A 16,939-nucleotide genomic window follows, 5' to 3' on the forward strand; every position below is an offset into this window, starting at 1 on the left:
GTTGTTAGGGCCGCCCGAACTGCGACGCGGCGGAGCCGAGGTGCTACTCCTGGATCGCCGCGCCGACCGCGGCGTGGAGGGATCACGAGCCGCGGGTGGGCAGGGCATGAACATAGATGACGCTGCGCCGCGAACAGGCAGAGGGAAGTCACCGAGCGCCAGTGGATTCCAGCCGACGCAGTCGGGCTACCCACCGCCGAGGAACTCGAACATTGGCGCTCGTAATCCGCCGGGTAGTGCCCCAGGAGATGTCATACGGACACCTCCTGAGACACGTCGGACAAGCGGCGGCACGTCGGATAGAACGACCTATCCGAAGGAGAACGCAGGCAGCCGAAAGATAGTGACAGGCTTGATGCGGCCGCTCAATGATGACCTATCCGCGGGCCAACCCCTGGTTTCGTCCGCAATGCCAGTGACCCAGACCAACCTGTACAGACCTTCTGCGCCGCACGCTACCGCACGGTCAGCTCTGGGCCGCCAACTCATCGGCGTCCACACGGGCCACAGCAGCCTCGATAATGGCATAGTCTGCCTGATCGAGCGCGTAGAGCGCGAAATCGACGGCAACCGTGGCGTCGTTCTCGGCTCGCTCGGCATAACGCTCGGCACTCCGGCGGTCACGTTCGGCGCGGTGTTCTGCGGCCTTGGCGCGGACAGTAGCGAAGTGGCTATCGACCGCGGTACGCAGCTCCTCCGTCCTCGAGCGAACATCCGCCTGTGCCTCCGTGACGGCCTTGTCGGCCTTAGCACGGCGAGACTCCATGGCCGATGTCATCGCGTCCCGCTGTATCTGCAGCCGTTTCTTGTTTCTGGCTGCGGCGGCGTCGATTACGTCTTCGGTCTTCTTCGCGCGAATGGACAGGTCCTGCAACTGGTCGGAGAGCTGTACCATCTCAAGGCCCCTCTCAGTGTCGATTCTGTGTGATCGCTCGCAAGAGCAGTTGCCCCCCTCGATTTTAAACCACTCAGGGTGGGCCGGCGCACTTGCCGAACGAGTGGGGGATCCGGGTCCAGCAGTTAGCCAGCCGGGCTACGATCGATTCGTAACGATCATCCGGCGTTGCAGAAACCGAACGACGGCGCGCCCCCAGCACTGAGCGCGATCGCTTCGCCGTCGAGAACCAGATCCCGCCCACTGGACAGCGCGGCGATCGCCGCCGCTAGTTCCGGACAGCATCATCATGCCGACGGTCGAGGGTCTGGTTGACGGTGGATTCCCCCCGGCGCGCAGCGCGTATTTGTCTCGCCAGGTCGTGGTCTTCTGCTCGGCGCGGCGGCGGTGACGGTTTCGTGTAATTCCTTGGGGCGCAGGGTGAGCATGCGGCGGCCTGCGGCGAGTACGCCGTCCGGCACACCGCGAGCGCGTCCTGCCCGTACACCACAGCGAAGCGGTCACGCTCGCTCTGCGAGGACGGCATCCGCCAGGAATCGACGCCCGACACGGAAGTTAGTCGGCAGTGAGTTTGGCGGGCATGGAGCGGTAGGCGTGCAGGTTGATCAGGCGACGCGGGATCGGCGCGCCGTCCAAGCGCAGATCCGGATATCGCTCGAAGAGGGTCCGCAGCGCGATGATGCCTTCCATTCGGGCCAGCCGGTATCCCAAGCAACCGTGCACCCCGCCGCTGAACGCGAGGTGATCCGCGGCGTTGACCCTGGTCACGTCGAATCGTTCAGGATCGGGGAAGACGCCGGGGTCGTAGTTTGCGCCCGCCAATGACAGTAAAACCAGGGAACCGCGTTTGATGTGCTGATCGGCGATGTCGACGTCACAGTTGGAGATCCGGCCGGTCATCCGCACGGGGCAGTCGTAGCGAAGGATTTCCTCGATCGTGTCCGGCCACAGCTCGGGCTTCGCCATCAGCAGTTTCAGCTGATCCGGATGGCTGGTCAGCAGGGCGATTCCATTGCCGAGCAGGTTCACCGTCGTGAGGAATCCGGCGTCCAGCAGCAGGGCGGCGTTGGCCGTCCGTTCACGGCGGGTGAGCTCACGACTTGTCGCGAGCACACTGAGCAGGTCATCGCCCGGTTCGGCGGTGAGCTTGTCGATGCGCTGGTCGAAGTACTGCTTGACCTCGGCCAGCTCGTCGGTGGCGTGACGATACGTGGTCCAGGTCAGGGCGCGGTCGACCAGCGGCGCACTGTTGAGCCCCCACCTCAGCAGGGTCGAATGCATATCGGCGGGAAGCCCGAGAATCTCGGCGATGATCGCGACGGGCACCTGGGCGGCGAAGTCCTCGATGAGGTCCGGTCGCGGCTTCGACTCCAGGCGATCGAGTAGGCCATCGGTCACTTCGACGGCCCTCTGCTTCAATTCGGCGATCGCACCCGGGCTGAATGCCTGCCCGACCAGGCGTCGGTACCGGGTGTGTTCCGGCGGATCGGTAACCAGCATCGAGGGCGGTTCGGTGAGGTTGGGAAGTTCCTGATCCGTCTTGGCCAACACCCAGCGGATCGGCTTCGGAATGATCGGATGGTTGGGCGTGACCACGCCGAAGCGATTGTCTCGCAGGATACGACGGCACAAATCGTAGTCCGTGGTGACGTGCGTCCCCGACAATTTGGTCAGACGGCCACGCTGTCGGATTTCCTCGATGAACGGCGACGTGCCGAGTAAGCGATCCTGGCCGAAGGCGATTTGCGCGAGGGGATCGCCGCGACGCGCCGACCACAGCAGATAGGACCGCGTTATGCCGTGCATGAGCAGCCACCGAATCCACGCGCGAGTCAGCATTACCGCCTTTCGGTCCGACATCGCACTCATGACGAGTAATGATAGCCAAGTAGCATGATTTGCGCCTTGTTTGCACGGTTGGCTGGTTCTGTCGCCGATGTTGTGCTGGCGGAGCTGGAATTGACGATGCCCTGAGAGGCCCTGGTAGTCGCACCCAAACGCTGCTGAGGCTTCTTTCTGTATCGGATGCGGCTAGATGGGGCGTGGCGCAGCATCGGCTCGCAGAGCCGGGAACCGTGTGTAGAGCTGTTCGATCTGACGTCGCACAGCGGCGAGTTCGGCGTCGAGGCCCGGGATGGGCGGTCCTGACGGCGATTGCGTGGATTCACGACGGCGCATCAGCATGTGCGCATGCTGGCGTCGCTCGTTCAGGAAGTTGCGGGCCTGGGCGAGTTCGGGGTCGTCGTGCATCGGTTCTCGAATCGGCAACGGTGACGCGTATCGGCTGTGGCGCAGCTCGGCGCAAAAGTATGTCACGAATTGTCAACCTTCCGTTCCTGCTTCATTCACCGCCATCGAGAACTTCCTGACCGCAGGCCAGCGCGTTGTCGACCTCTCGCACCGCAGGTCACTACGGCCTCGCGCGCCGACCCACCCCGATAGTGAATCCAGCTACGCGCCGCTACCGCCGACGGATCGGAGCAGCGAAGGCATCCGGATGCGGCCGACGCGCGGATTCGCATCATCGATCACCATTAGGCGTCACGAAGACTTGGAGTTATCGGCTATGACAGGTGGGGATCAGAACGGGAGCCGTGTGGACTCCGGTGCGGTTGCCCATGTCACGACGGTGCAGGACGATCCGGACGGCCCGGCCGTGCGTAGTGGGTTGGCCGCCAGTGCGCTCGCCGCGCAGCCGCAGGTTCCGGCGTGGATCGCCTGGTTGTTCGAGCATGTCGGTGAACAACTGGCGCGCATGGAGTACCGGATGCACTACCCGCTCGACCACACCGGCCACCCGGACCGGCGGACCGCCGATGAATGGCTGATCACCCAACGCGCGTACCACGCGGAGTGCTCTGCTCGCTCGGTCGAGCGCGCCCGCCGCTTCTAGAGCGACCAGCCCGGTGTCGTGCACGCCTATGCTCCCGCGCTGCCCGACGACGGCGAGTTCTACGCGGCGCTGGCCGCGGGCCGCGAATGGACCGGTCGCTGGTATTCCCGGGACCCGATCGAAGAGTGGGAACTGTCCGGCTCACCGGCCTGACGCCAGGCAGGCGCTCACGTTCTCGTTCGGCGCGTGACCGTTTCGTCCTCGCGGAAGACGAATCGGTCGTAACCCGGCTGGCTGCCTATCGCCTCCACAGAAACCGCGGCTGGCATGTCGGCCCGAGCTGGGCGCCTTCGCTGTGCTGCGGGGCCGCGTGGCCCGTAGTCGAGATCGGCGGCTCGGTTATTGCTGGTGGTGGCTGGGACGGGGAATCGAGGCGATCCATGACCGATTCGTGGGTGAGGAATCACGGTTTGCCTCGCATTGCGGGTCACATCGGGTTCAGATGGCCGAGGGCGTTGCCCGAGTATGGGCGATTACCGGCACCGTTGTTGCCCTCACCAGTCCCGTTGTTATCGCAGCCACTCTTGTCACCGGTGTTGCTGTTGCGGCCGCAGCCGTTGTTGTTCTGGCCGTCGTAATAGCAGTTAGCAGTGCCACAACCATGCGGTGCCGGGGGTGGTATGTATGGCGGTGCGGGAGAGCCGACAGCCTGGCCCCCGGACCGGTCGACCTGCACTATGCCCTGGCCTGTGGTCGACGCGGCAACGGCCGGAGCTATCGCCATCACCGGAATTGCTGTCGCTATCGTTGCCAGCGCGAGCGTGGCGAACCGCTTACGTATGGTTGTTCGGTAAATCTCCTTGGTCATCTCGTTGCCTTCCGGAACGGTAAACGACCGACACCCCCATCGATTGTCACCTCATATATCTTGTTCGCAGGGCGACGACATTGCTCGAAACCTCGGGGAAGCGCGGCCAATGGCGTCTCGATATCGCGACCAACGATCCGGAAGGTAAACTTGCATTATCGTTGCAGCGGCTGACGACTCCAGTATGCGCTGATCAGCTCACCTACGCGAGAGCTGACCCTGCTCAGGGTAGGTAATTGCCGACCGCCTTCGTCATTCGGACCGGTAACTCGCGGCCGAGCGCCACTGCCGAGGTCGAACCGGCCAGCAGCCATATCCGATACCCCCGGCGACTCATCCGGTTTCCGGGGCCGCGGTATATGAGCGTCCCTTTGTCTCGAGTGCTGCCGCTGATGTGCAGCGGGATGAACTCGTCCATGGCGCGGCGCTGGGAGCAGGGCTGACACCTTCGACCTCGTCCGCCCGTACCCCCTGAACGACATCCTGCCGCCGGAAATCCACCTCCCCACCCGAGTCGGCGACCACAGTGCACTACGCGCGACCGTCGACATGCTCGGCACCGAACTCCACCAGCCACGGCCCGGCACCGACGCCATCCTGCCCGCCATCATCGACATGCTGCTGCGCCCCAGGGCTTCGCCCATCGTCCCGCCTCCACCTTCTGCACCGTCAACGCCGATATCCTCGTCCACTACGACCCCGGCTTCACCCGAACCGACTTCGTCGCCGGCATCCTCGGCAACGCCTGGGCGGAACAGGCACCACGGCAGGTCAATAGGTTCAGGCAGTCCGCATCGCCGAGTCACCGCGATGCGGCGCGGTTCGCATCGCTGAGCCACCGGTGGAGTGCGGCAGCGTGTCTGTTCTCTGCTGATGCGACGAGAGACGACCGAGGAGCAGGTGCAGCGGCATCCGGAGATCGTCGGCCAGGATGCGCATGATTCGCATCATGGTTGCGCTGTCGAGATCATGCGCGATGAGGATTCGCTCGAGAACCATTGCGCTGAGGACCTGCGTTCGGGTCAGTGTCATTTCGGGAAGCCAGCTCAGTCGCCACGTTCCCCTGCCGGCTCCGTTGGTCATCCTGGTCGCGGACTCGGTGGATAGCGGGTTCACGATGGTCGCGTCCGTAATGTGCAGCCCGTCGATGTGTCCGGCGATCAGTTCGCCATCCGCGCCACCCGACCAGATCGCGGGTCGGGCCACACGCTCGCGCCCCATCGCGCCGGACGTGGTGGTCAGCTCGGCGGGTGTGCGGGTGGGAACCCCGGCTCGGGTGATGATGTCTTGTTGGTGGATGACCATGTCGAGACTCCTCGAATGCATGATGGGACCGATTAACGAAGTCCAGAATCGTCTCGCGCATGCCCGTTGTCGTCGGCGCTGGCCGCAGTTCGGCGGCCCCATCACCGTGACCGTGCCGATACCTGCTAGCTGCAACTCGGCCTGATCGAATCCGTTGGATTCGGTCTCCCGGCAGGATGAATCCACCCTGAACCGCACCGAGCGGTGGCACCGCGCGGTTACCTGAGAGGTGTGCTGTCCTGTGCGTCTACTGGGATAGTGATGTACAGCGACGTACCGATGCCCGTGGGGCTGGTGACGAGTAGATGGCCGCCCAGCACCTCGATCCGGTCTTTGAGACCGACGAGTCCCGACCCTTTCCCGGCGTCGGCGCCGCCGACGCCGTCGTCGCGAATCGACAAGCAGAGACTGTCGCCTTTCATCGCCGCCCAGACGGACACTTCGGAGGCTCGAGCGTGTTTTGCGGCGTTCGTCAGCGCTTCGGCCACCGCGTAGTAGGCGCCGATCTCCACCGGATCCGGCAACCGCCGCTCGACCGCGGCGTCGAGATCCACCGGTACCGGGCAGCGGCGGGCCAGCGTCTTCAAGGCCGGGACGAGTCCGCCTTTCGACAGGATCGCCGGATGAATTCCGCGCGAGAGTTCCTGGAGATTCTCCGTCGCGCCGGCCAGACCGGTCGCGACCCGGGCGATCTGCCCGTTGAGAGCATCGAGTTCGGCGGGCACCGAGTCCTGCAATGAGCGCAGTTCCAGCGTGAGAGATACCAGCCGTTGCTGAGCTCCGTCATGTAGATCACGTTCCAGGCGGCGCCGTTCCTCGTCGGCGACCGCCACAATCCGGGCGCGCGACGCGGTCAGTTCCGCACGCGATTCAGCGTTGGCGATCGCCGTTGCGACGAGGTCTGCGAAGTCGGCGACGCGCGCCTCGGTATCCGGTGGTAGTGGACCGGGCTTGGCGGTTCCGATGATCGCGGCGCCCCACACACTGCCCTCGACAATTATCGGCGCCCCCACCTCACCGTGCAGGCCGAACTCACGGATGCGTGCGGCTGTCCCCCCGGGCGAGTCGTTGCTGTCGATCCGGGCCGGGCGGCCGCTGGCGAGAATCAGTCCGACGATGCGGTGGTCCTCCAGCGACCAGCGCGAACCGACGGGCATCGTTGTGGTCTGCAATGGGTCGTCATGAGCCGACACGAGAGTGGCCGTACCGTCCGACTCGTAGCGCCACAATGACGCGTTGGTGGTGCCGAGCGCGCGGGCCAACTGCTCGGCCACCGCCGAGAACACCTCGAAGGCGGGCGCGCCGCGCGCCACCAGGGTCGCCACTCGCCGCAGCGCGGCTTGTTGCTCGGCTAGCACACTGATCCGGTCGCGGCTCTCCTGCAGTCCGGTTTTGGCCTCCTCGGCTTCCCTGCGGCGTTGGTCGGCTTCGAGTGCCCGCAGGCGGGCCAGCCCCGCGATGAAGTTCGTGCACAACGCCGCCACGAGGAATACGACGACGAGCACGAAGTTCTCGGAATCGAACGGTGGGACCTTGCCGCCGGACCTCGCATCGAAAATGGCCAGGCCGATGGCACTGACCAGCGAGGTGGCCACCGCCAGGCCCAATCCCCACACCATGGAAATCACCAGGATGCCGAGCAGATAAACCGGCTCGAACGTCTCGCCGGGTGACAGATCCTGCAGGAGGATGATGACGAACGTCTCCAGCGCGATGACAACCACAGCAACCACGATCCCGAGCCACAGCGGCGGTGTCGCCGGACGCCGCAACGCCGACAGCAGACCTGTTCGTACCGATGGAGCATCCTCGGTCGAGCCTTCGAGCGGCATCTGTAGTACCGGCCATATCGCGGCCGGTCCCGACTTCCGGCCACGATCGGACGCGTCACCCGGCAACCGATCGAGCATCCGCTTCCAACCAGGAAGCCGCAACCACCTCGGCGGCATGAACTCAGTATCCTCCCGCGCCGCGATCGGAGAACCGGGTGGTCGTTGCGGGCTAGCGCGCTGGACCGGCGACCGCGGACCTGCGGCACGCCCCTATCGACGACATCGAGAAGCAGCGATGGATGCTGAACGCCGAGAACCGCGCGGCTCAGCAGATTTGATGATCACCGACCCGCCGTGCGCGCGCTACGCGGTAGCGCCTGGCGCGAAGTTCCCGTTAGCGGGGATGCGCCCTCGTAGCGCGCTACCGGACACTCGGATCATGCTGTCATCAGCTCAGCGTTTACGCTGTTTCATCGTCGATGACAGCGTCGACTTTCTCGACGCCGGACGCGAACTGCTCGAGCGCGGGGGGATCACCGTTGTCGGCGTGGCGTCGACCAGCGACGCGGCGCTGCGGGGTGTCGCGGCGCTGGGGCCCGACGTGACGCTTGTCGATATCGAGCTCGGCGAGGAGAACGGCATCGAACTCGCCGAGCGCCTGCACCGCCATGGGGGGATCGTGCCGCCGCCGGTGATACTGACCTCTGCGCGCGCCGAACAGGACGTCGCGGAGATGGTCGCGGCGAGCCATGCGGTGGGTTTCCTGCCCAAGTCCGCGCTGTCGTCCGGCGCGATCCGTGAGCTGCTCGCAGCCAAGGACCAGCGCGATCCGCTCAGCGAGCCTCGAGAAAGGTGACCACCGCGAGAACCCTGCGGTGATCGTCCCCGGTCTCGGGCAGATCCAGTTTGGTCAAGATGCTACGCACATGCTTTTCGACCGTGCCCTCGGTAACCCACAGCCGACGGGCGATGCCGGAATTGGAGCGGCCCTCCGCCATCAGCGCGAGCACTTCCCGCTCCCGCATGCTGAGTACGGCCAGCGGGTCATCGCGTCGGCGGGCCGACACCAGTTCCTGCACCAGAACAGGGTCGATGACCGATGCGCCCTTGGCGATCCGGCGAAGGGTGTCGACGAATTCCTCCAGATCGGTGATCCGGCTCTTGAGGAGGTAGCCGATCCGCCGACCACCGGCCAGCAGCTCGATCGCGTCCTCCACATCGGCGTGCGCTGACAGAACCAGGATGCCCGTCTCCGGGAGTTCACCCCGGATCACCCGAGCCGCGTCGAGCCCCTCGGTGGTGTCCGTCGGCGGCATCCGGATGTCGACCACCACCAGATCCGGAGCTATATCCCGAACCAGCGCCAAGAGTTGCGCGGCGTCTCCGGCCTGCCCCACCACGTCGAACCCGCTGCGTGCGAGCAAGCTCGCGACACCTTCGCGAAGCAGGACGTCATCTTCGGCCACAACTACCCGCAACCGAGGCACCGACGGGCTCGCGTTCACCATCCGGGTTGTCTCGGATTCGTGATGGGCCGGCCCTGCGCCATCGGCGCCCACTCCCGCGTCGATGGCGATTCGGTCATCGTCGACGCAATTTGCTCGGTCGGCAATCGAGCGCCCAATGCCATCCACCTCCGATATATCCACCCCGAGCATACCGTCAGCAATCGCAGATAGGGCGCGGCAGCCGCGCCTATCTGCGGTGGCCCGGGGCGGCCTCCGGGCCGGTCACAGCCATGGAGCCGAGGGCCTTGCGCTGGTTCAATGGTCCCGACGCACGACCCCGAATCACCTCTATTTGTAGACAATCGGCTTGGCTCATGAACATTTCGCTGCTGTCTGGCCCTAGCGGTCCTGGTCGGTCCACGCTGCTGGGCCGGGCCCAGGGCGTCAGAGGGTGAACGGTCCATTCTCGAGGGTTGTCCGCATGCCTTGTGGGGTGAAGATTCCTAGCAGCCCGGGGAATAGCGCTCCGCCGGGATCGATGGGCGCGGATTGGGCCAGTGTGCCGACCGGGATCGGCACGAACCCGGTTTGGGTGATGATGTCGGCGGTGATCGCGGCGGCGCGGTTGTCGTCTGCCGCGTATCCGATGGCATTCTTTCCTGGTTCCCGTCGGCCCCGCAACCATAGCGTCTCGGCGAGCTGGTGCGAGAAAGCCCGTGCCACCGATGATTTCGGGAACAGTTCAGCGGTCACGGTTCCGGAAGTCTTGCCGCCGAGGTCCTTGATGGTCATGACACCGCCGTCGTGCCAGAGGAACGGGTTCGAGGGATCGATGATGACCGCGCCGGCCAACCGATCGCGGTAGCAGTCCGCGAACGATGCGACGGCCGCGTTGGGGATCGCCAGGATCGCTACTTCTGCTTGGTCGATCGCTTCCTCGATCGTACGGACCTGATAGTCGATGTCTTCCTGCTGGTAGTCCGGTGGAGTGAAGGCTTCTGGCCGCCGCGCTCCGATGATTACTCGGTTGTCGGCCAGGATCAGGTGACCAGCCAGTGCCGATCCGATCAATCCGGCACCGATTACCGCGATCCGGCGTGGATGTCCGCTTGTCATACGTGGTCGTTCCCTTCACTTCGGCACTGCGGCTACAGGTTCGAAGACCGCGTGTCAGGCCGGTGGTGCCGGCGACCGCAGGTCACCAGGAAGGCGATGTCCCCTGATCGCGGCACGGATTACGTGTTACAGCAGCGCGAGCAGTTGCATATATCTGGTCCATCTCGATCCCGGCGGAGTCCGCGAACCGCACTGGCACCCCACGGCATGGAAGTTCAAAGACCCACATGGACCAGGTCCTTGCCAACCGCGAGAAGCACGACACTCGCACTTCCTGACCTGTCACAACCAACCGTCCTATACCGCCACGCTCTCACGCGGCACACCGGGATCGCGATGAGCCAGATAACCTCAGCGGAGTACAACGCCAACGCGGCCCGACTCCGGCAGAACAATCCTTGATCTATTCTCTGCCGTTCTCTGTGTCTACTACATGGACTATCCGATGAACATTGCCACCACTTTTGGCACGATATAGCTGGCGGTCTGCGGCATCCAGTAATGCACCAGCTTGCATTGAAGCCACCGGTGCCGCTACGGCGCCAACGCTAGCCGACACCTTGAATTGGTTTCGACCAACGACGATCGGGTCGGCAAAGACCGACATAATCGTATTTACAACGCCGACGATACTTTCGTCGTCGGCTGGTGGCGGCACCAGCACTATGAACTCATCGCCTCCAACTCGAGCAACTGTGCAGGAGTCCGGAGGAAAACTGTCACGCATGCGTACAGCGACAGTCGACAGAACCGCATCGCCGACACTGTGTCCGTGACGGTCATTTATCCGCTTGAACTTATCCAGGTCCACAAAACATAATCCGACCCGATCGCCACTGCCGGCTATGGTGCGCATATTTTCGACCTGCTCGAGTAAATGCCGCCGGTTGGAGAGCCCGGTAAGGGGGTCATGCCGGGCCTGCCAGTGCAGTTCCTCTTGAAGCCGGTGCCGCTCCGACACGTCGGCGCCAAGGCCGAGCAGATAGTCGGGCTGGCCTCGTTCCCCTCTTACATAGGTAACAGAGGATGCCATCCAGCCGACACTGCCATCTTTCCGGATGAAGCGCCGCTCATCGTTCATCGCGCCCCCTCGCGCGGGATCGAACAGCATACTCGCCAGTGAATCGACTTCGTCTGGATGCGCGAAATCAAGTATAGAGTGGCCACAAATTTCATCTACCGGTAAACCCACGAGGTCGGCCAGATATTGATTTACATCGATCAGCTTGCCGGTAGTGTCGCAGATCGCAATCGCGAGTGCGACACGATCGAATATCGACCGAGACCGTACGGCGCCTTCTAGGCCAAAAATATCGTCACCGCTCGATTCGTCACTACCCAGACCTGAATTCGCTATAGAATTGGCTTGGTCCTGGTATCCTTGGCCAAAGGCGGCCAGCAGTGCGGCAAACCGGCGGCATGCTCGAGGATGCTCACTATGCTCGACCAGATCGAACAGGGCGTGCGCGGAGGCAGCAGGCGCGTCCAGTCCGCCCAGGCTTGCCGCTGCCATCGCCTGTCCTACCCGGAAGCCTACAGCGGAGTCGAAACGATCTGCGTCCAGCGCGCTCGCGAGTTGGTCCAGCCATGCACTCAAAGCATTTCGCGGCCGCTGAGCCATCGACAGATCCTTGGTGAAGCCCAATTCCTGCCACCACCGCGCGATCAGCTCCGAACGCCAATCAGTCATACGACGAAACGCTCTGCGCTACCTGTCAACTTACGATCAGCATGCCCTGCAGCCACCGAATTTGCAGATGTATCGCACATCGAAAAGCAGCCATGGATACTCAGCGCGGAAAACCGCGTCACATGACAGATTCCGCGCCGGTCGGGGGGCGGCACGCATCCGCTTAGCGCCTGCTCCTGCCGCGATAGGACCGACGAGGTCGCTGGCTGATCGTCGGCTGGAAACACCGTGCGTCTCCGCCACCCCTGCCAACATTTGGTTACGGTGGCACAGGCTGCGAGATTCAGCCTTTCCGTCATCAGCACCACCGTAGCTAACCGCCGGCTCTCTCGCCACCGGCCCTCGCTCATGACGACGCTCGCCGAAGTTTCCCGCCCTCGCCAAATGCTCATGGCGAGTGTTACCCGGGTTTCGATCACCAGCATTCACCCCCGGATACCGGCGATCGTGGCCGTTGACCGGCGGGCTCACGGCACCTGGGTGCCGCACCGACAGAGCATGCGGAGCACAGGTAGCCCCTTCGCCCCCACGAGTGGGACATCCTCCGCATCGAGGATGTGCAGTTGCTTCCCGAGGACCGCATCCTGTCCGGTGAGGCGCTGGCCGAACTGCCGCAGAATCGCCCGATCGTGCTGCACTGCAAGACAGGTGTGCGCGCGGCCGAGGCGCTCGCGGCGCTGGAGCAGGCCAGTATCACCGGCGTCACCCCCCCCACACACACAGGGCGGAATATCGCCTGCGCAAAGCAGACCGCCCTCTTCCCGTCTACTAAGCTCCCCGCCTCTCCGCGATTTCACGCGTTGTATCTGCTGGCCGAGATCACGGCACGGTGGGGGCCGTCGAGGCCTTCATGGCCAACCTGCACCGCGTTCCCGATGAGCCCAGCATCGAACTCCCGCAGGTTGCGCTCGCCTACGATCGCGCCGCCACGTCGGCGCGGCATCGGCTGCGTTGATCCTCGCGTGGCCGCGGAGGACAGGAATGGCCCGCCCGGTTGCCCTGCATGTTCGGTACCGGCCAATGGGTGGGCCTTTCCCGTCACAGATCACACCACATTGTGTGATCTACATCACTGTATCGTTCGAGTGATTCGTTCGGCAAGATCAATCCGCCAGCAGAGCATGCATCGGCCCGGACGGTCGGGGTTGGGACCCCGACCCGAACCCGCTGTCAGCCGCGCTATACCGCTATACCGACGGGCGTATTCAGCCCGTTGGCCACAGTGGCTGCTCGTTCATGTCGCGACACCATCGGGGGTGGCGGTCCCGCCGGACGGGATGTCGGTGTGGGCCTACTGTTGGCGAGATGGTGCCGGGGCGGCGGTGCGCCAGCAAGTGGCGGGCGGCGTGCGCCCGGTCCGGCGGTGGAGATGCGCTGGTGTCATCGTCGTGCTGTGTTCGTCGTCCGGTAGGGCTGTGGCGCCCATGCTGACCAGAGTGCGGATCAGCCTTGGAATGCTCTGAGAATTCACTCGCTGGGCCGCTGCGAGCGTCTCGGCCTGCGCGTTCGATGGCAGGCTGGAGTGCATGTCGATTCCGGGCACGACCGCACCGCGGGTACTGCTGGTCGAGGACGATCGCACACTCGCCGACATGGTGGCCGGGCTGCTGACCGACGAGGGCTATCAGGTCCGCACCGCCGATAACGGCCAAGCCGGTCTGCATCACGGACTGACCGAGCAGTTCGACGTGCTCATCATCGACCGCGCATTGCCGGTGCTGGAGGGCCTGGAGCTGCTGCGGACGCTGCGTGACCGTGCCGTCATCACCCCTGCTTTGCTACTGACCGCCCGCGGCACCGTGGCCGATCGGGTGGAAGGGCTCGACAGCGGTGCCGAGGACTATCTGGTCAAGCCGTTCGAAGTGCCCGAATTCCTGGCCCGCATCCGCGCACTGCACCGCCGCCACCTCACCACCGCGACGTCGTTGCCGATCGGAACCCGCAGACTCGACCCGGCGACCCGCACTGTCGCCGACCCCACCGGCATGGTCCCCGAGGTGGTGTTGTCGGCGCGCGAATGCGTACTGCTGACGACTTTGGCACGCTCGCCGCGGCAGGTGTTCACCCGCGACCAGCTACTCGACCTCGTCTTCGACCGTGCCGACACCGTCGGAACCGTCGACACCTACGTGCACTACCTACGCCGCAAACTCGGGCGCGAGGCCATCGACACCGTGCGCGGTCTCGGCTATCGGCTCGGCGTCGGATGAGACGCCATCGACGAACCGCCGTGGTCTCAACCGAGCCGGCACAGCTGCGGCGCGCTACCCGCAGCGCCGCACTGCAGTCGGCCATCGTGCTGGCGGCCGTTCTGCTGCTCGTCGGGGTCGTGCTGCTCAGCGTGGATACCCGGATCGGCAACCGGCAGATAGACGCCCAGCTGGCTCAAGTCGCAGCCCAGGTCGACGATGTCGACGACCCACCCCCCGGCATGGCTATCGGTATCGCGACGGCTGCCGGCCACGTCGCCCTCAGCGCGCACGCGCCTGCATCCACCGCTGAACTGACGACCAGCCCTACCGGCTATTCGACGGCGCGTTCCGGCGGGGTCGAGTACCGGGTGCTGGTGCTCGAACGCTCCGGCCGCAGGATCGCCGTCCTCGTCGACAAGGCCCCGTGGGAGCAGAGTCGGCAGCGTGTCCTGGAAGCGCTGCTGATCGCCGAGCTCGCCGGTGTGGCGACCGCGGCCTGTGCCGCACTGCTGCTGTCGCGGCGCGCGATCCGTCCCATGGTCGACGCGCTGACGACCCAGCGCGACTTCGTCGCCGACGCGTCACACGAGCTCCGGGCGCCGCTGACCGTGCTGCACACCCGCGCCCAACTCCTGGCCCGCCGCGCCACCCGCGACGAACTGCCGACCGAGTGGCGCACCCAGCTCGACGAACTCGTCACCGACACGCGCGCGCTCGCCGGCATTGTCGACGACCTGCTGCTGGCCGCCGCGTCCGAACACGAATCGGACCGGACCGAACCGGTGGACCTGACAGCACTGTGCCACGAAGTGGCAGACAGCGTCACCGCCCACGCGGCGACCCGCGGCATCACTGTGGAAGTCGCGGTCACCGATCCGGCGGCCGCGACGAGCGTCGACGGAGTCCGACCGGCGCTGCGCCGAGCCGTTTTCGCCCTGGTCGACAACGCCCTGCAACACGAAAAACAGGGCGGCACAGTCACAATCGCCATCTCTCGCACCGCCGACCAGGTTGCGGTCACCGTCGCCGACACCGGCGCCGGTCTCGACCCGCGCGACGCGCAACGCTACTTCCGGCGCTTCGCCCACGGCGAGGGCCACAGCACCGCAACCCGCCCCCACGGCATCGGCCTGGCGCTGGTGCAGGCTGTCGTCGACGCTCACCACGGGAGCATCGCCGTCGACGGCGCGCCCGAGCGAGGCTCGGAGTTCACCATCACGCTGCCCGCAGGCCACCGGCAATAGTCTCGGCTCCGAGAATCCTCCAAGAATCGCCCCATACGCTCCAGGACGACCACAGCGCACACACTGTTCAGGAGCGGCCAACAACATGGGACCCACCGTTGTCAACGGACTGCCTGCCCACGTCCTACTCGTCCACTTCGTGGTCGTGCTGGTGCCGTTGGCGGCGCTGCTGCTCGCACTCGCGGTCTGCTGGCCCGCCGCTCGGGCCCGGCTCGGGCTCGCCACCCCGCTCGTTGCCTTCGCCGCGCTGCTGGCCGTCCCGCTGACCATGCACTCCGGAGAATGGCTCGCCCACCGCGTCGACCGAAATCCCTTGGTACGCCACCACACTCAACTCGGTGATGAACTGCTCGCGTGGTCGGCGGCCACCTTCCTGCTCGCCACCGCCTGGTGGGCCCTGCACAGCGATCGGGTTACTCGTCGGCTCCGCCCGCGGCTTCCCCGCATCGACACCGTTACCAGTAATCGTGCAGTCGCGATCACCCTTGCCCTCGCCGCCCTCGCCGTCTCGGTCGGCTCTGTGGTGCAGGTGTACCGCATCGGTGATAGCGGAGCTCAGGCCGCCTGGCACGGCCGCACAGTCAGCCAATCCCACAGCACCGCCGCTAGTCACCATTGAACCGGCCCCTGATAGCTACCCATGCCGGCGACGGACATGACTGACGCTACGCACCTGCATCGGTGCCGTCGATCGCAGCGCCTGGGTGAGGTCGACCAACAGTACCGGCAGTCGTTGCATCGCCTCGCCCATCGGCTCGTCCGCGACAAGGGCCGCGCCGACGACATCGTGCAGGAGACCCTGATCCGGCTGTGGAAACATCCACACCTGCTCGACGAACCCGACCTCGCGCTGCGCGCATGGCTGTTCACCGTCGCCCGTCACCTGGCCTATGACGAGCTCCGATGCGCCCGACGTCGCCACGAGTACGCTACCGACAACAACGCAGCGCTCGACCGCCACTCCGACGACCCCTGCGCACACCTCGCCGACACCTGGATCGTCCACCGCGCCTTGGCCACACTCAGCCACCAACACCGCGAAGTCATCCTCCACGCCTACTACCGCCGCGCGACCACCCAAGACATCGCTACCGAACTCGCCATCCCACCCGGCACCGTCAAATCACGCCTGCACTACGCGCTACGAGCACTCCGGGATGCCTGCACCGCCCAAGGCGTCACTACTGAATCGCCTGTGAACCGGGAAGACTTGTCGGTGTGACAGCCAAGCGGCTACGTGCGGTCTGGCGAATGGGGCGTGCAAAGTCCTGCTGCGTGACCTCGCGTGCCCAACCACCCCGCTGGACTCGGCGCGGGGAGATGTTGAACGACGACCAGACGAAGGGCTGAGTGCCGATATCGGTCGCGGGTGCGTCGATGTGATTCGGGAACTGCGACTCGATGGCGGGGGACGACCGCGCTAGAGCCATAAGACACATCCACAATTGCCGCGGCCGACAGTCTTGGGCGGCCCAGAACTCCCGAAGCTGACCCAGGGAAAGAGGCGTGGGTAACTGCTGACCGGGCTTATGGTTCCGACTCGTGCGTCAGGAGTGGTCGCTGGAGGAGCTGATCG

At 65.0% G+C, this 16,939-nt stretch carries 17 protein-coding genes and 2 pseudogenes; 10 read left to right on the forward strand and 9 right to left on the reverse strand.

Annotated features, from left to right (window positions below; all coding sequences use genetic code 11):
* Positions 1 to 466: 466 nt before the first annotated feature.
* From ON40_RS37320 to ON40_RS37330, 3 genes are all read right to left on the reverse strand, one after another.
* A complete protein-coding gene (locus ON40_RS37320) occupies positions 467 to 895 on the reverse strand; it encodes a hypothetical protein (RefSeq protein WP_040830085.1) in 429 nt (142 codons plus the stop codon).
* A 555-nt stretch (positions 896 to 1,450) separates the two neighbouring features.
* The gene (locus tag ON40_RS37325; RefSeq protein ID WP_245568161.1) at positions 1,451 to 2,764 is read right to left on the reverse strand and encodes a cytochrome P450; all 1,314 of its coding nucleotides are present in this window, start codon (positions 2,762 to 2,764) and stop codon (positions 1,451 to 1,453) included.
* 162 nt (positions 2,765 to 2,926) lie between these two features.
* Positions 2,927 to 3,211, reverse strand: a complete 285-nt coding sequence (locus ON40_RS37330) for a hypothetical protein (protein WP_157186676.1) — start codon at positions 3,209 to 3,211, stop codon at positions 2,927 to 2,929.
* Between the two features lie 250 nt (positions 3,212 to 3,461).
* Between ON40_RS37330 and ON40_RS37335 the strand changes: the two genes are divergently transcribed.
* Positions 3,462 to 3,788: a hypothetical protein gene (locus tag ON40_RS37335; RefSeq protein ID WP_157186677.1), complete on the forward strand. Its 327-nt coding sequence runs from the start codon at positions 3,462 to 3,464 to the stop codon at positions 3,786 to 3,788.
* 18 nt (positions 3,789 to 3,806) lie between these two features.
* The gene (locus tag ON40_RS55590) at positions 3,807 to 3,941 is read left to right on the forward strand and encodes a hypothetical protein (RefSeq protein ID WP_281033100.1); all 135 of its coding nucleotides are present in this window, start codon (positions 3,807 to 3,809) and stop codon (positions 3,939 to 3,941) included.
* A 274-nt stretch (positions 3,942 to 4,215) separates the two neighbouring features.
* Here ON40_RS55590 and ON40_RS52700 read toward each other — a convergent pair whose 3' ends face one another.
* Positions 4,216 to 4,596 carry a hypothetical protein gene (locus ON40_RS52700; protein WP_157186678.1) on the reverse strand — a complete coding sequence of 127 codons (381 nt, stop codon included), beginning with the start codon at positions 4,594 to 4,596 and terminating at the stop codon, positions 4,216 to 4,218.
* 465 nt (positions 4,597 to 5,061) lie between these two features.
* On the opposite strand from ON40_RS52700, the pseudogene ON40_RS56345 reads away from it, so the two are divergent.
* Positions 5,062 to 5,430, forward strand: a pseudogene (locus tag ON40_RS56345) (cupin domain-containing protein); the annotation flags it as partial.
* On the opposite strand, the gene ON40_RS37345 reads toward ON40_RS56345, so the two are convergent.
* Together ON40_RS37345 and ON40_RS37350 are read right to left on the reverse strand one after the other, a co-directional pair.
* Positions 5,377 to 6,099: a hypothetical protein gene (locus ON40_RS37345; RefSeq protein ID WP_169541969.1), complete on the reverse strand. Its 723-nt coding sequence runs from the start codon at positions 6,097 to 6,099 to the stop codon at positions 5,377 to 5,379. The pseudogene ON40_RS56345 and the gene ON40_RS37345 overlap by 54 nt on opposite strands.
* Before the next feature lie 20 nt (positions 6,100 to 6,119).
* Positions 6,120 to 7,850: a GAF domain-containing sensor histidine kinase gene (locus ON40_RS37350; protein WP_245568162.1), complete on the reverse strand. Its 1,731-nt coding sequence runs from the start codon at positions 7,848 to 7,850 to the stop codon at positions 6,120 to 6,122.
* Positions 7,851 to 7,968: 118 nt separating this feature from the next.
* Here ON40_RS37350 and ON40_RS37355 point away from each other — a divergent pair, with 118 nt between their 5' ends.
* Positions 7,969 to 8,529, forward strand: a complete 561-nt coding sequence (locus ON40_RS37355; RefSeq protein ID WP_306305411.1) for a response regulator — start codon at positions 7,969 to 7,971, stop codon at positions 8,527 to 8,529.
* On the opposite strand, the gene ON40_RS37360 is transcribed toward ON40_RS37355, so the two are convergent.
* The 3 genes from ON40_RS37360 to ON40_RS50650 all read right to left on the reverse strand — a co-directional run bounded on the left by ON40_RS37360 (position 8,507) and on the right by ON40_RS50650 (position 11,927).
* Positions 8,507 to 9,181, reverse strand: a complete 675-nt coding sequence (locus ON40_RS37360) for a response regulator (protein ID WP_040830126.1) — start codon at positions 9,179 to 9,181, stop codon at positions 8,507 to 8,509. The genes ON40_RS37355 and ON40_RS37360 overlap by 23 nt on opposite strands.
* A 384-nt stretch (positions 9,182 to 9,565) precedes the next feature.
* The gene (locus tag ON40_RS37365; protein ID WP_040830092.1) at positions 9,566 to 10,237 is read right to left on the reverse strand and encodes an NADPH-dependent F420 reductase; all 672 of its coding nucleotides are present in this window, start codon (positions 10,235 to 10,237) and stop codon (positions 9,566 to 9,568) included.
* A 403-nt stretch (positions 10,238 to 10,640) separates the two neighbouring features.
* On the reverse strand, positions 10,641 to 11,927 hold the full coding sequence (locus tag ON40_RS50650) for a sensor domain-containing diguanylate cyclase (RefSeq protein ID WP_083896208.1): 1,287 nt from the start codon (positions 11,925 to 11,927) through the stop codon (positions 10,641 to 10,643).
* 524 nt (positions 11,928 to 12,451) lie between these two features.
* On the opposite strand from ON40_RS50650, the pseudogene ON40_RS55075 reads away from it, so the two are divergent.
* The 6 genes and pseudogenes from ON40_RS55075 to ON40_RS37390 all read left to right on the forward strand — a co-directional run.
* Positions 12,452 to 12,676, forward strand: a pseudogene (locus tag ON40_RS55075) (adenylyltransferase/sulfurtransferase MoeZ); the annotation flags it as partial.
* A gap of 80 nt (positions 12,677 to 12,756) precedes the next feature.
* A complete protein-coding gene (locus ON40_RS55595; RefSeq protein WP_281033101.1) occupies positions 12,757 to 12,882 on the forward strand; it encodes a hypothetical protein in 126 nt (41 codons plus the stop codon).
* Positions 12,883 to 13,453: 571 nt separating this feature from the next.
* The gene (locus ON40_RS37375) at positions 13,454 to 14,137 is read left to right on the forward strand and encodes a response regulator transcription factor (protein ID WP_040830094.1); all 684 of its coding nucleotides are present in this window, start codon (positions 13,454 to 13,456) and stop codon (positions 14,135 to 14,137) included.
* A gap of 20 nt (positions 14,138 to 14,157) precedes the next feature.
* Positions 14,158 to 15,363 carry a sensor histidine kinase gene (locus ON40_RS37380; protein ID WP_051194169.1) on the forward strand — a complete coding sequence of 402 codons (1,206 nt, stop codon included), beginning with the start codon at positions 14,158 to 14,160 and terminating at the stop codon, positions 15,361 to 15,363.
* Positions 15,364 to 15,448: 85 nt separating this feature from the next.
* On the forward strand, positions 15,449 to 15,982 hold the full coding sequence (locus ON40_RS37385; RefSeq protein WP_040830095.1) for a DUF2231 domain-containing protein: 534 nt from the start codon (positions 15,449 to 15,451) through the stop codon (positions 15,980 to 15,982).
* Positions 15,983 to 16,003: 21 nt separating this feature from the next.
* On the forward strand, positions 16,004 to 16,585 hold the full coding sequence (locus tag ON40_RS37390; protein ID WP_245568163.1) for a sigma-70 family RNA polymerase sigma factor: 582 nt from the start codon (positions 16,004 to 16,006) through the stop codon (positions 16,583 to 16,585).
* The last annotated feature ends 354 nt before the right edge of the window (positions 16,586 to 16,939 follow it).

Origin of the sequence: Nocardia jiangxiensis NBRC 101359 (assembly GCF_000308615.1) — a bacterium.
In the GTDB taxonomy this organism is placed as follows: domain Bacteria; phylum Actinomycetota; class Actinomycetes; order Mycobacteriales; family Mycobacteriaceae; genus Nocardia; species Nocardia jiangxiensis.